The following is a 13,366-nucleotide window of genomic DNA, read 5'->3' on the forward strand; positions in this document are numbered from 1 at the left end:
CGACCGTCGCGCTTTATACGCACCAGATTTGACATGTGATATATCAAGTATAGAATTCAAAGGAAGACTTCACGCAGCACCGCCGCCATCGGCCCCGGCGAGGACCGGGGCCGGGCCGTCCGGCGACCCCGACGAAGTGAGGAGCGATCCATGACGATGAACTTTCGCCCCGAAGACCTTGATCTGAGCGACTCGAAGCAGCGGCCTCTCGTACCGCCGAGCGCCACGCCCATCGAGCCCGCCGAGATTCTCACCCGCAACCGCGTCCTGCACATGAGCGAGGACAAGAAGTTCATCATCGGCACCTGGGAGTGCGCGCCCGGCTCGTCCCGTTGGGAGTACCCCAACCGGGAGGAGTCCATCTACGTGATCTCCGGCAGCATGACCGTGCAGGAGGACGGCGGCGAACCCGTCAAGCTCACGCCCGGGTCGAGCGCGGTTTTCCCCGTCGGCTGGAACGGCACCTGGACCGTCCACGAGACCTTCCAGAAGGTGTACCACATCTACCGCCTCTAGTTTCCGGCGCGGGAAAGGCCCGGAAGCCGCCACAGCGGCTTCCGGGCCTTCGGCGTTTCGCGCACTACTCACGGACGGGAAAGTGGCAGGCGTTGAGCACGCCCAGCCCGGTGCGGTCGAGCAGTCCGGGCTCCTCCTCCGCGCACACGTCGGCGGCCTTCCAGCACCGGGTGCGGAACCGGCAGCCGCTCGGCGGGTCGGTCGGGCTGGGGACGTCGCCCTCAAGGATGATCTCCTTCCTGGAGCCGCGGGAGCCGACCTCCGCCGAGGGGATGGCGCTCAGCAGTGCCTGCGTGTACGGGTGACTGGGATCGGACAGCACCTCGGGGCCCGCCTCGACGATCCGGCCCAGGTACATCACCAGCACGCGGTGGCTGACGGCGCGCACGACGGCCACGTCGTGCGCGATGAGCAGGTAGGCCAGTCCCAGCTCGTCCTGCAGGTCCATGAGCAGGTTGATGATCTGGGCCTGGATCGACACGTCGAGCGCGGAGATCGGCTCGTCGAGCACCAGCACCCGCGGCTTCAGCGCGAGCGCGCGCGCGATGCCGATGCGCTGCATCTGCCCGCCGGAGAACTCGTGCGGGAACCGGTTGGCGTACACGGGCTGGAGCCCGACCATCTCCAGGAGTTCCTCGGCCACGTACTTGTCCCGTGGGAGCCCCTGCACGCGCAGAGGCTCCTCGATGATGTCCCGCACCCGCATCCGCGGGTTGACCGACGCGAACGGGTCCTGGAAGACGATCTGCACCTCCCGCCGCAGCATCCGCATCTGGCTGCGGCTCGCGGTCCTCAGGTCCATGCCCTTGTACCGGATGGACCCGGCGGTCGGGCGGGCCAGCCCGACGAGTGACCGTGCGACGGTCGACTTGCCGCACCCCGACTCCCCGACGAGCGAGACGGTCTGGCCCTTGTGCAGGGTGAAGTCCACGCCGTCGACGGCGTACACCGTCTCGGCGTACCGGCCGCGTCTGCGCCTGCCGAGCGGGAAGTGGACCTTGAGTCCCTCGATCCGCAGCAGTTCCTCACCGGCCGGTTCCGCGGGATCCACCACGTCTTGTTGTGTGCTGTGGAACATCAGTTCCGACTCCTCACCGTCGAGCACGAGCGCGGGGACACGCTCAGGGGGTGACCTCTTCAAGGAAGTGGCATGCGGACCGGTGGTCGTCCGTCGGCGCCGGGCGCAGCTCCGGCTGTTCCAGGAGACACCGCTCCCGGTCGCCGCGGAGAGTGCATCGGGGCGCGAAGGAACATCCGGGGGGCAGGTCCGTCGGGTTGGGCGGAAGGCCGTGGATCGGCGTGAGCCGCCGCCGGACGGAGTCCGCAGGCAGCCGGCTCGGCGTGCACCGGAGCAGGCCTACGGTGTAGGGGTGCTTGGGGTTTCCCAGCACCTCCTCGACGGTGCCCATCTCCACCACCCGCCCCGCGTACATGACCAGGACGCGGTCGACGTTCTGTGCCACCAGGCCGATGTCGTGGGTGATCAGCATGATCCCGACGTTGGTGCGCTGCTGTACCTCGCGCAGCAGCCGCATGATCTGCGCCTGGATCGTGGCGTCGAGCGCGGTGGTCGGCTCGTCGGCGATGAGCACCTTCGGGTCGCAGCTCATCGCCATGGCGATCATCACCCGCTGCCGCATGCCGCCGGACAGCTCGTGCGGATACTGCCGGGCGCGCCGCTCCGGCGCCGGCACCCCGACGGCCGCGAGCAGTTCGACGGCCCTGCGCCGGGCCGCCTCCCTGTCGGCCTTCGACGGCCTGCGCCGGTGGGCCAGGATCCCCTCGGCGATCTGCGCCCCGATCCGGTGGACCGGGTTGAGCGAGGTCATCGGATCCTGGAAGATCATCGCCACGTCCGACCCGCTCGCCGCCCGCAGGCTGCGGCGGTCGAGCGCCAGCAGGTCCTTCCCGTCCACCCGGATCTCGCCGGACACGACCTTGCCCGGGGGCTTCGGGATCAGCCCGAGGATGGACATCGCGGTCACGCTCTTGCCCGACCCGGACTCGCCGACGATCCCCAATGTCTCTCCGGCACGCAGGTCGAAGCTCACATCGGTCACCGCCGCCACGGTCCCGCGCTTGGTCGTGAACACCGTCGTCAGGTTCCGCACGGACAGGCATCCGTCCGGCGCCGGGGTCCGCGGATGTCCGTGGATTTCGGACTCGGTCACGTCGGTCATCGACACACCTTCGGGTCGGCCGGTCTCCGGCAGGTCAACTGTTCGCGGTCCGGGGGTCCAGGGCATCCCGCAGCCCGTCACCGAGGAGGTTGAAGCCCAGGGCGGCGACGAAGATCGCCAGTCCGGGCACCAGCGAGAACAACGGGTCTGTCTGCAGGTAGGTGGTGCCGTCGCGGAGCATGCCACCCCACGTGGCCGTGGGGGGCGGCAGGCCGAGGCCGAGGAAGCTCAAGCCCGCCTCGATCCGGATCGTCACGGCCGCGGTCATGCTGGCGATGACCACCATCTCGCTGCGCAGGTTGGGCCAGATGTGCTTGTACAGGATCCACGGCGCCCGCGCGCCGAACACGATGCTGCTCTTCACGAACTCCCGCTCCCGGAACGCCAGGGCGGGACCGTGCGCGAGCCGTGCGAACACCGGGATGATCCCGATCACGATCGCCAGCGTGATGTTCCAGACTCCCTGCCCGAACAGGGCGACGAAGAGCAGGGCGAGGATGAGCCCGGGGAACGCCATCTTCACGTCGACGATCCACATGATCACGCGCTCGGTCTTCCCGCGGAAGTAGCCGGCGATCATCCCGACCGGAATGCCCACGGCCATCCCCAGCAGCACCGACGACACCCCGATGACCATCGAGACCTGGGTGCCGTAGATCAGCCGCGTGTAGATGTCCCGGCCGAACTGGTCGCGGCCGAGCCAGTGTTCGGCGCTCGGCGGCTCCAGCTGGGCCGCCAGGTCCTGCTGCGCCGGGTCCTGGGAGGTGAACAGGGCCGGAAAGAGCGCGACGAACACCAGAAAGGTGATTATCAGCCCGCCGATGATCAGCAGCGGATTGAGCCGGCGCAGTCCCCTCCTGCGGGGCTGCGAGACATATCGTGAGCCGCCCTTGTCCGGCGGGGGGACGGCGGCGGTCACCACCGCTCCCGAGTCGTTCGTCGTCATGCTCGTACCGGCATTCGTGTCGTCTCGACGTCGCTCGGGCGCCGAGGGCTGTGGATACGGAGCGGCCGGATGCCTGTCGGATCCATGGAGGACCTCACACCGTCTTGGTTCGGGGGTCGAGGACGTGGTAGAGGGCGTCGACGGCCGCGTTCACGAGGACGATCACCGTGGTGATCACGATGATGCAGCCCTGCACGGTCGCGTAGTCACGTGCCTGCATGGCGTTGACCATCAGGCTGCCCAGCCCCGGGCGGGCGAACACCGTCTCGATGAGCACCGCGTCCCCCACCAGGGTGATGAACGAGATGCCGGCGATCGGGACGAGGGGAAGCGAGCCGGGCTGGAGCACGTGGCGCACCAGGACGCGGCCCTCCCGCACCCCTTTCGCCCGCGCCGTACGGACATGGTTCTCCCCGATGACCTCGACCATGAGCGAGCGGGTGATTCGGGAGGTGTAGGCGGTGCTCACGATCCCCATGGCCAGCGCGGGCAGCAGGATCCGTTGCAGGTTCGCGCCGAGATCCGTGAAGGAGGCGACCCCGTTGGTCGGCAGACCGAGTGGCAGCGCGATGAACAGGATCAGCAGCACGGCGACGAAGAAGCTCGGGAAGGACAGCCCGATCAGCGACAGGATCCGCCCGATGACGTCGGGCGACCTGTCCTTCCACACCGCTTCCACGATGCCGAGGGTGATGCCGCCGAGCTTGCCGATGAGGAGTCCCGCCACCGCGAGTTCCAGCGTGTGCGGGAGCACACTCAGGATCGTCTCGCTCACCGGCAGGCCGTTGGTGAGCGAGTTGCCGAGGTCGCCCTGGGCGAGCTGCGTCAGGAACTTCCAGTACTGCAGGAACACCGGGTCGGTGAGCCCGAGCTTCTCGTTGAGCCGTGCCACCGCGTCCGGGGACGCGTCCTGGCCCAGGATGGCCACGGCGGGACCGCCGGGGGTGAGCCGGATCAGGAAGAAGACGGCGGTGGAGACCACCGCCAGGGTCAGCAGCAGCCGCCCGAACAGCTTCAGGAAGTAACGCGCCATCAGCCGTTCTCCGCTCGTGAGGTCACGGGTGCGCCGCAGGCGGCTCGCGATGCCGCGAACACGTGGGCGAGCATGGGCAGGTTCTGTACGGAGGTCCGCGCGATGATCGTCGTGGCGACGCAGTTGTGCCACCGCGTCTCAAGGTCCCGCTGGACCTTCTCGGGCGGGCCGACCAGCGCGATCGCCTCGACCATCTCCGTGGGTACGGCGGCCGCCATGCCCTCGCGGTCACGGGCCTTGAACCGCTCGGTGATCTCCCGGCACGGTTCCTCGAAACCGAGCCGGGCGATGGAGTTGTAGTGGAAGTTCATGCCTTCGGCGCCGTTGGCCGCGACCTGGAAGGCGATGCCCGGCCTGAGCTCGTCGGCGGCCGTCTCGACGTCCGGCCCGAACGCGACGGCCACGCCGGGGGCCACCTCGAAGTTCTCGGGGCGTCCCCCGGGCCGGCGGCGGAACCCGGCCTCAAGCCGTTCCCGGTACCAGTGGTCGAACTCCGGGGAGAAGTTCGTCGGCAGCCAGCCGTCGGCGATCTCGGCGGCCAGCGAGATGTTCTTCGGCCCCTCCGCGCCCAGGTAGATGGGGATGTCGGTACGGGCGTCCCGGATGCCCGGACGGATCGAGCGCCCCAGCCCGGTTCCGCCGGTCGCCGGGAGCCTGTAGATCTCGCCGTTGTGGGAGACCCGCTCCCGCGCGAACGTGTCGCGCATGATCGCGACGTACTCGCGGGTCCACCGCAGCGGCCGTTCGAAGGGCATCCCGTACCACCCCTCGACCACCTGCGGGCCGGACAGTCCCAGGCCGACGACCACGCGCCCGCCGGAGAGCCGGTCCAGCGTCATGGCGGCCATCGCGGTCGCGGTCGGGGCGCGGGCCGCCATCTGCGCGACGCCCGTGCCGAGGCGCATCGTCCTGGTCTTGGCGCCCCACCAGGCCAGGGGGGTGAAGGAGTCGGTGCCGTACGACTCCGACGTCCACCCCGACTCGTAACCGGCGGCCTCGGCGACCTCGGCGGCTTCGGCACCCAGCGTGTAGATCGAGCAGGCGAGCTTATCGATCACTTGGGGCTCCTTCCGGCTCGGTCGCCGCCCGTGGTGTGGTCACCACTGGAAGTTCGCCCCGTTCTCCCGCCTGGCCAGCTGCGCGGTGCGCATGACCCGGTAGCCCGCCTGTACGGCGGCGCCGTAGGGGATGTCGGCGGACTCGTAGAAGAACCTCTTCGCCATGTGCACCGCGTAGGCCGGGTTCGCCGCGATCTGCCGCGCCACCTCCATGGCTCTCTCCTCAAGCCGTTCCGCGGGCACGACCTCGTTCACGATGCCGATCCGCAGGGCCTCCTCCGCGGGTACGCGCCTGCCGGTGACGAGCATCGACATCGCCGCCCGCGTGCCGACGATCTCGCGCAGCCGCGGGATGCCGTTGCCCTGGACCAGGCCGTGCGTGACCTCCGGGTGCCCGAACACGGCGTCCTCGCTCGCGATCACGAGGTCGGTGAGGTTCACGACCAGCGTCCCGAGACCCAGCGCGTAGCCCTGCACCGCCGCGATGATCACGGGCCGTGCGTACCGGAAGTTGTGCGACATCTCGGTTCCGGTGGACACCTCGAACGAGGGCGTCCTGCTCTGCCCTAAATGGTCGCCCAGCTCGCTGAGGTCGGTGCCGCCGCAGAACGCCCTGCCCTCGGCCCGCAGCACGACCGCGCGGCAGTCCTGCAGCTCGTCACCGGTGAGCACCGCCGCCAGCTGCCGGTGCATCTCGAAGTTGAACGCGTTGAGCTTCTCCGGCCGATTCAGTGTGATGACGCCGACGCCATCGGTCACGACCTGGAACTCGACCTCGGCCACTACAGCACCTCTCTTCCGCACAGCTTCTCCGCACCGCGTGGGATCAGCAGTCCTTCGCTTGGGCATCGACGGTGGACTTGTAACTCGGCTGCCAGTTGCCGGGAATCGTGGTCGGCGGCTCGACGCCGCCCATGGTGAACCCGCAGACCGCGCCGTAGGCCTGGTAGGCCACGAAGAGCGGCTTCGCCGCGGCGTCCGAGAGGATCTTGTCGTTGATCTCCTGCCACAGCCGCGCCTGCTCCGCGGAGTCGGACGTCTTGGCCGCCTTCTCGATCAGGGCGTCGGCGCCGTCGTACCCGCCGAAGTTCTGCGCCGGGTGCTTGCCGCCCCGTACGGCCGAGGGGCCGTAGAAGAAGTCCGTGTACGGGATCTGCGGCGTGGGCCGGTAGGAGATGAGGGTGAGCATGAGCGGCTCCTGGCCGGTCATGATCGCCGTCTGCCAGGTCGGCACGTCCACCGTCTTGATCTTGACGTTGACGCCGATCGCCTTCATCTGGGCCTGGAGGACCTGGAAGGTGGTCGCGTTGCTGGGCGCGGTGACGGTGACGTCGAAGCCGTTGGGGTATCCCGCCGCCGCGAGCATCTGGCGGGCCTTGGCCACGTCGAACTCGTACGCCAGGCCTGCCTGCTCCACGTGGGCGTCGGGGACGCCGCCCGGCAGCTGGGCCCCCCACACGCTGAGCGTCGGCTTCGCGGTCCGCTTCCCGGTCAGGGTCACGTAGTCTTCGCGGTTCACCGCGTAGGCCAGCGCCTTGCGCACCTCAGGGTTGGCGGTCGGGCCGACCTTCGTGTTGAACAACAGGTACCAGGTGCCGAAGAGCGGAGTCTCGACGACCTTGAACCCCTTCCTGGAGTCGATGACCTCAAGGCCCTTGTCGCCGGTCGCGGTGGGCGACGCGACGTCGAGGTCACCGCCGAACAGGGCGGCCTGCCTGGCCGTGTCGTCCGCCATGAACCGGATGTCCCACCCGGCGGACAGCGGCTTGCCCAGGTAGTAGTCGTCGTTGGCCAGCAACGTGATGCGCTGGCCCGGGGTCCAGCTCTCGAACTTGAACGGCCCCGGCCCCACGGGGCGCTTGCCGAAGTCCTCGCCCTCGGCCTCGACCGCCTTCTTGCACACCACGAGCCCGCCCTGCCAGTTCGAGATCGTGGGCAGGAACGCGGCGGGCGAGACCGGCTGCTTCATCGTCACCTTCACGGTGCCTGCGTCCACCGCCTCGACCGTGTCGTAGGCGGCGAACACCGAGGCGAACGTCGACTTCTCGGGGTCGGCCGCCCGCTTCAGCGAGAACACCACGTCGTCGGACGTCAGGTCGTACGCCGGGGTCTTCTGGCCCGCGGGACACTTCACGCCTGTGCGGAGCGCGATCGTCCAGACCTGCTTGCCGTCCTGCGTCGCGGGCTGCGGGATCTCCTTCGCGATCCCCGGCTCGAACGGCGCCGTCGCGTTACCCGGCTGATAACGGACGAGGCCGTCGAACAACATCATCGACAGGCTGCGGTCGACCGGCTGTACGGCACGGACCGGGTCCATCGACGTGATGCCCTCGGTGGCCACGCCCCATCGGATGGTCGGCCGCTCGTTCGTCGCCGGACCTTCACCACCGCCACAACCGGCGGCCGCCAGTATCGTGACCAGCGCGGCAGGGGCAACAACCCTGCGTACCTTCATTGTTCGCTCCCATGTCCCGGGCACTGACCCGATTCCGAAAGTCCAAGGAATGATTGATAGGGGTCGTGCCGAGACGGCGGCGATCCCGTCCCCGAGTGATGGAAATCCGCGCTTGGCTGATTTCTCTTGCGGTATAGCCTTGAATGTTACACCTGAAATATCACATGTACAATGGCTATTCCGCGGCTCGGTTCTCCGTACCGGCCGGCGATCTCGTCACCCCGAGACCGCCGGTCATCGCCTCGCGGGTCATCAGGCTGACGTCGCGGGCGTACTCGAAGGCGTGGTCGTAGTCGAGCTCCTGGACGGCCCGGAAGACCCGCTTGGTGAGGCGGATCGCGGTCGGCGACTTCTCCGCCAGGGCCTGCGCGTAGCCGACGGCCTCGGTCATCAGGTCGTCGGCGGGGACGATCCTGGTGACCATGCCCATCGCGTGGGCCTCGGCCGCGTCGAAGAACCGGCCCGACAACAGCAGGTCGAGGGCCTGCAGGCGCCCGACCACCCGGCTCAGGCCGACCGCCACCGTGACCGGGGCGATCCCGTGGTTGGTCTCGGGATAGCCGAACCGCGCCGTGTCGGCCGCGATGACGACGTCGCACGACACCGCGAGCGCGCAACCGCCGCCCACGGCGAACCCGTTGACCGCGGCGATCACCGGCAACGGCACCCGCGACAACCGCTCGTAGATCCGGTCGTTGTCGACCGCGTGCGCGTACCGGTCCCACAGGTCGTCAGGCCGGGGACCCGTCCCGGCCTCCTTGAGGTCGGCGCCCGCCGAGAACGCGGGGCCGTTGCCGGTGACGACGATCGCGCCGACATCCGGATCGGCGACGGCGTCGTCCACCGCCTGGTGGAAGCGCCGCATCATCTCGCCGTTCAGCGCGTTGCGGACCCGGGGACGGTTGAGGGTGATGACGCGCACCCGCCCTTCGGTCCGGCACAGCACCACCTCTGGGTTGTCAGTCACTCGTTCTCTCCTGACGTCGATGGAACATGGCTGGGATGGGAGGGATCAGGAGCCGACGAGAAGGCGCACGGGGTTGTCCACCATGATGGACTCGACGACCTCCCCGGGGACCCCGGCCTCCAGCAGGTCGGGCACGACCTGCTTCAGCGCGTACGCGTACCCGGGTCCTCCCGCGCCGGCGCGATCCCCCGGGATGCACACGTCGTGGGAGATCAGCAGGTGCGACGCCCAGCCCCGGCGGATGAACTCCACCATGTTGCGGATGCGCCGTTCCTGCTGGTGGGGGTTGCGGGGGCCGTTGCGGTCGTAGCTCACCAGCGCGCCGCGCTTCGCGAGCAGCTCGTGGTAGTCGAGGTAGGGATACATGTCGCAGTGGGCCACGGCGACCCGCCGCAGGTCGCAGCCCTCCTCCTCAAGCACGTCGAGCTGCCACCTCCCGACGTCGCTCTTCACCGCGTGCAGGACGAGCCCGAGATCGGTCTCCTTCTGAACCCTCGCCGCGGCGCGCAGCACCCGCTCCTCGACCGCGGACAGGTAGCCGTGGTCGGCCCCGATCTCGCCGATCACGCCCGGCCGGATGCCGTGCACCCCGGTCCTGACGTCCTCAAGGAGGATCTCGGTCAGCTCCGCGACGCTGACCTTGTTCATGTCCTCCTCGTAGAAGGACTCGCGGTACCAGCCGCAGCCCATCACGATGTGCACGCCGGTCTGCTCAGAGACCGAACGCAGCAGGCCGGGGTTCCTTCCCAGGCCGTTGTTCGTGCAGTCGATGATCGTGCTGCCGCCCGCCGCCTTGAACTCCTTGAGGTCGGCCACGGCGTCCTCGGACTCGTCCAGGGTGGGGTCGGGACGCGGCCGGTCCTTGATGAGGTCGCAGACCACGTGCTCGTGCGGCAGGATCCGGCCCAGCTCCGACGCCGCGACCGGGCCGCGTACGGTCTCGACGGTCGGGCCGTCCGCTACGCCGCGTGCCACAGGTCGTCCCTGTCGCTCTTGAGCGTCACCTCGGCGATGCCCTCCGGCGCGGCCACGAGCTCCACCTCGGTGAGCCGCTGGGCGTCCTCAAGGCTCCAGCCGGGCACGAGCTCGCGGACGATCGCCCTGCCGTCCTCCAGATCGATCACGCCGATGTCGGTGACCAGCCGGTCGACGCACCGCGGCGCGGTCATCTCCAGTTCGAGCCGGTTGACGAACCGCCGCGGGCGCGGCAGCAGCTGCATGGCGACGATCACCCGCCGGGCGCAGAACGCGAGGTCCTGGGCGCCGCCGATCGCACCCGCGATCGCCCCGGGCAGCCAGAAGTTGGCGAGGTCGCCCTGCACGCTCACCTGGAACGCTCCCAGGATCGTCGCGTCGAGGTGACCGCCCCGGATCAGGGCGAAGGACTCGGCGTGGTCCATGACGACCATCCCGGGACGGGGGATGATCGGCTGCCGGCCTGCCGTGGCCAGCGACGGATCGACCTCGTCCTGGGTACGGGCCTGCCTGCCGTGCCCGAGGACGCCGTGCTCGCTGTGCAGGAAGATGTCCTCGTCGTCCTCGATGAAGAGGCTGCACAGCATGGGCACTCCGACGCCCAGGTTGATGACGTCTCCCTCACGGAAGTCCTGTGAGATGCGTCGCGCGATTCCAACCCTGGTCAGGGATGGCGCGGAGGGGTGTTGAGCTGGCGTCATAGCCTGGCCGGGGGTTCGGGCCCAGTGTCCCCCGAACTCCTTTCCCGAGGATGGATTCACCCGAGGCCGCCCGACCGCCTCGGTCCTGGAACTCGCTGGACCGCTGGTCACCTCACCATGAGGCGCCTGTCGCTCAGGACGATCCGGTCCACGTACGGACTGGGGGTGACGATGTGCTGCGGGTCCAGGTAGTCGACGACCTCCTCGACCTCCACGATCGTCACGTTGCCGCTGCCGGCCACGACGGGGTTCGTCGTCCTGGCGCCGTGCCGGTAGACGAGGTTGCCGAACCGGTCGGCCTGGTAGGCGGAGATGATGGCGAAATCGGGGCGCAGCGCCGTCTCAAGAACGTGCGGCACGCCGTCGAAGTGACGGATGTCCTTGCCCGCGCCGATCTTCGTGCCCGCGCCGACCGGGGTGTAGACGCCGCCGAGACCCGCGCGCCCGCAGCGCAGCCGTTCGCACAGGCTGCCCTGCCCGATCAGCTCGATCTCCACCTCACCCCGCCGGACACCCGCCTCCAACGGCCCGTCGAAGTTCGGGTTGTTGAGCGAGGAGAAGGTGGTGATCGCCTTGCGCACCTGGCCGAGCTCGGCGAGGTACCCGACGGGGTAGACGCCGTCCTCAGGCTCCGGGATGTACGGCTGGCCGCCGCCGGGGACACCGTACGACTGCGCGCCGGCGCGACCGCGGCCTGACTCACACGCGATGATCGTCAGGTCGCGCAGGCCGCGCTCGGCGATCGCCTTGATCAGGGTGCTCGGGACACCGGGCACTCCGACGAAACCGCCGAAAGCGATCATCGAACCGCTTTCGATGTCGGCGACGGCCTCGGCCGCCGACTCCACGACCTTGTTGATCATCTGGCACCTTCCGTGCGTTTCGACAACTTTGAGTAGGCGGTGGGCGCCGGGTCGCCGTTCGGCTGCTCCGACACCACGAGAAGGCGCACCCGTGCGGTGGCGTCCAGCATGTGGTCCCGCATGGCGACGTAGGCGGCGTCGGGATCACCGGCCTCGATCGCCTCCGCGATGGAACGGTGCTGAGCCGCGGACTCGGTGAGCCTGCCCGGCTGGCTGAGGTTGCGGAACCGCAGCAGGCGCACCCGCCCGTCGAGCACCGCGAACGAGTCTCGCAACCCGTCACTCCTGGCCATCGTGAGCAGTGCCTCACGGCGTTCCTCCAGCGCCCGCACGTATTCCTGGACGTCGTTGGAGTGAGCCAGCCGTTCGAGCTCGTCGAAGGTCCCGCGGAACGCGGCACGTTGTTCCCGGGTGCCGCGTACGGCGGCCCACGCGGCCATCATGGGTTCCAGCGCGGTCTTGATCTGGTAGACGTCGGTGATCTCCTGCGGGCTGATCTCCCGGACGAAGACGCCGACGCGCGGGGTGATGGTGACCAGACCCTCCACGCTCAACTGCTGCAGAGCGTCACGCACCGGCGTCCGGGACACACCGAACCGCTCAGCGAGTTCGTCGGTCGATATCCGGTCGCCGGAGGTCATCGTGCCGTTGTGGATCAGCGCGCGGATCTCTTCGATGACGACGTCCTTCGCCGAAAGAACACGGAGTCTCAGGGAAGTGCGCACAAGCTCAAGTGTGAGCGCTGATGTACTACATGTCAAGGATCAGCATCTCAGATGCGCCCGACGACACCGCCCGATCGCCACTGGCCGCCCCTTCCGGGCGGCTACGATTACCTCAGGGGGTTCGCACATCAGCGCTAATGGAGTAGGTGAAATCGTTGGATTCACAGGTCCGGATTCTCTCGGCCAAGGACGTGGTCGCCGAGGAGATCCGCGCGCTGATCTACAACGGCACGATTGCCTCCGGTGAGCGGATCTCGACCGACGATCTCGCTGAGCGGTTCGGTGTGTCCCGGACGCCGGTGCGTGACGCTCTGCAGCAGTTGAGCGTGGAGGGTCTGGTCACCATCACCCCGCGCGTCGGCGTCTTCGTCCGGGAGATCAGCCCGCAGGAGATCACCGACGTCTACCAGATCAAGACCGCGCTGGAACCCATGATGGCCGCGTGGGCCGCCGTACGCGGCACCGTGGAACAGCGCAACGCCCTGCTGCTCTCGGTCGCCGATCTGGAACGGGCCGCCGAGGCCGAGGACGTCCCCGCGTACGTCCGCATGATCGAGGAGCGGCACGAGAAGATGCTGGCGATGGCCGGCAGCGGCGGGTTACGCGACGCCCTGGGCGTTCTCGACGGGCGCGTGCGCCTGCTGCGGTTCCGCAACCTCAGCCAGCCAGGCAGCCTCGCCGAGTCCGTCGCGGGACACCGCGCGGTCGCCGAGGCGATCGCCGCCGGCGACCCGCAGGCCGCGTACAACGCGATGCAGGCCCACAAGACACGTTCCACCGAGAAGGTCGAGGCGCTGATGCCGGCGACCGACAGCGACACACCGTCGATCACCCAGCTGGCGGCGGGCAGGCGCGGGACGTCCCGGTCCACGCGCGGGCCCAGGAAGCGCCCGTCCGCGACCTCGATATAGGCCGTGTAGGCCGGGTGGGGCCCCCGATGTCCCTCG

At 68.8% G+C, this 13,366-nt stretch carries 13 protein-coding genes and 1 pseudogene; 2 read left to right on the forward strand and 12 right to left on the reverse strand.

Going from position 1 to position 13,366, the window contains the following annotated elements:
* Positions 1-150 precede the first annotated feature (150 nt).
* The gene (locus tag ACIBVQ_RS23500) at positions 151-516 is read left to right on the forward strand and encodes a cupin domain-containing protein (RefSeq protein ID WP_352014556.1); all 366 of its coding nucleotides are present in this window, start codon (positions 151-153) and stop codon (positions 514-516) included.
* 64 nt (positions 517-580) lie between these two features.
* Here ACIBVQ_RS23500 and ACIBVQ_RS23505 read toward each other — a convergent pair.
* The 12 genes and pseudogenes from ACIBVQ_RS23505 to ACIBVQ_RS23560 all read right to left on the reverse strand — a co-directional run.
* Positions 581-1,426 (reverse strand): annotated as a pseudogene (locus ACIBVQ_RS23505) (ABC transporter ATP-binding protein); the annotation flags it as partial.
* Between the two features lie 211 nt (positions 1,427-1,637).
* Positions 1,638-2,696: an ABC transporter ATP-binding protein gene (locus ACIBVQ_RS23510; protein WP_399179913.1), complete on the reverse strand. Its 1,059-nt coding sequence runs from the start codon at positions 2,694-2,696 to the stop codon at positions 1,638-1,640.
* A 34-nt stretch (positions 2,697-2,730) separates the two neighbouring features.
* Positions 2,731-3,642, reverse strand: a complete 912-nt coding sequence (locus ACIBVQ_RS23515) for an ABC transporter permease (RefSeq protein ID WP_352014554.1) — start codon at positions 3,640-3,642, stop codon at positions 2,731-2,733.
* 94 nt (positions 3,643-3,736) lie between these two features.
* A complete protein-coding gene (locus ACIBVQ_RS23520; protein ID WP_362915011.1) occupies positions 3,737-4,675 on the reverse strand; it encodes an ABC transporter permease in 939 nt (312 codons plus the stop codon).
* Positions 4,675-5,733, reverse strand: a complete 1,059-nt coding sequence (locus tag ACIBVQ_RS23525; protein ID WP_352014552.1) for an LLM class F420-dependent oxidoreductase — start codon at positions 5,731-5,733, stop codon at positions 4,675-4,677. The genes ACIBVQ_RS23520 and ACIBVQ_RS23525 overlap by 1 nt, the downstream gene beginning before the upstream one ends.
* 39 nt (positions 5,734-5,772) lie before the next feature.
* On the reverse strand, positions 5,773-6,516 hold the full coding sequence (locus ACIBVQ_RS23530; protein ID WP_399179916.1) for an enoyl-CoA hydratase/isomerase family protein: 744 nt from the start codon (positions 6,514-6,516) through the stop codon (positions 5,773-5,775).
* Positions 6,517-6,559: 43 nt separating this feature from the next.
* Positions 6,560-8,074 carry an ABC transporter substrate-binding protein gene (locus ACIBVQ_RS23535; RefSeq protein WP_352014550.1) on the reverse strand — a complete coding sequence of 505 codons (1,515 nt, stop codon included), beginning with the start codon at positions 8,072-8,074 and terminating at the stop codon, positions 6,560-6,562.
* Positions 8,075-8,363: 289 nt separating this feature from the next.
* Positions 8,364-9,155: an enoyl-CoA hydratase/isomerase family protein gene (locus ACIBVQ_RS23540; protein ID WP_362779900.1), complete on the reverse strand. Its 792-nt coding sequence runs from the start codon at positions 9,153-9,155 to the stop codon at positions 8,364-8,366.
* 45 nt (positions 9,156-9,200) lie between these two features.
* A complete protein-coding gene (locus tag ACIBVQ_RS23545; protein WP_362915005.1) occupies positions 9,201-10,130 on the reverse strand; it encodes a hypothetical protein in 930 nt (309 codons plus the stop codon).
* Positions 10,115-10,831 carry a CoA-transferase gene (locus tag ACIBVQ_RS23550; RefSeq protein WP_352014547.1) on the reverse strand — a complete coding sequence of 239 codons (717 nt, stop codon included), beginning with the start codon at positions 10,829-10,831 and terminating at the stop codon, positions 10,115-10,117. Before ACIBVQ_RS23550 ends, ACIBVQ_RS23545 begins: the two co-directional genes overlap by 16 nt.
* A gap of 107 nt (positions 10,832-10,938) precedes the next feature.
* Positions 10,939-11,694, reverse strand: a complete 756-nt coding sequence (locus ACIBVQ_RS23555) for a 3-oxoacid CoA-transferase subunit A (protein ID WP_352014546.1) — start codon at positions 11,692-11,694, stop codon at positions 10,939-10,941.
* On the reverse strand, positions 11,691-12,419 hold the full coding sequence (locus tag ACIBVQ_RS23560; RefSeq protein ID WP_362779907.1) for a GntR family transcriptional regulator: 729 nt from the start codon (positions 12,417-12,419) through the stop codon (positions 11,691-11,693). Before ACIBVQ_RS23560 ends, ACIBVQ_RS23555 begins: the two co-directional genes overlap by 4 nt.
* A gap of 155 nt (positions 12,420-12,574) precedes the next feature.
* On the opposite strand from ACIBVQ_RS23560, the gene ACIBVQ_RS23565 reads away from it, so the two are divergent.
* The gene (locus ACIBVQ_RS23565; protein WP_362915003.1) at positions 12,575-13,330 is read left to right on the forward strand and encodes a GntR family transcriptional regulator; all 756 of its coding nucleotides are present in this window, start codon (positions 12,575-12,577) and stop codon (positions 13,328-13,330) included.
* Positions 13,331-13,366: the final 36 nt, after the last annotated feature.

This window comes from Streptosporangium sp. NPDC049376 (genome assembly GCF_044466505.1).
GTDB lineage: Bacteria > Actinomycetota > Actinomycetes > Streptosporangiales > Streptosporangiaceae > Streptosporangium.

Bases quoted from the DNA above. Each gene is read 5' to 3' on its own strand.
- ACIBVQ_RS23500 (WP_352014556.1), top strand. From the start codon at position 151: ATGACGATGAACTTTCGCCCCGAAGACCTTGATCTGAGCGACTCGAAG.
- ACIBVQ_RS23520 (WP_362915011.1), bottom strand. From the start codon at position 4,675: ATGGCGCGTTACTTCCTGAAGCTGTTCGGGCGGCTGCTGCTGACCCTG.
- ACIBVQ_RS23550 (WP_352014547.1), bottom strand. From the start codon at position 10,831: ATGACGCCAGCTCAACACCCCTCCGCGCCATCCCTGACCAGGGTTGGA.
- ACIBVQ_RS23515 (WP_352014554.1), bottom strand. From the start codon at position 3,642: ATGACGACGAACGACTCGGGAGCGGTGGTGACCGCCGCCGTCCCCCCG.
- ACIBVQ_RS23510 (WP_399179913.1), bottom strand. From the start codon at position 2,696: ATGACCGACGTGACCGAGTCCGAAATCCACGGACATCCGCGGACCCCG.
- ACIBVQ_RS23555 (WP_352014546.1), bottom strand. From the start codon at position 11,694: ATGATCAACAAGGTCGTGGAGTCGGCGGCCGAGGCCGTCGCCGACATC.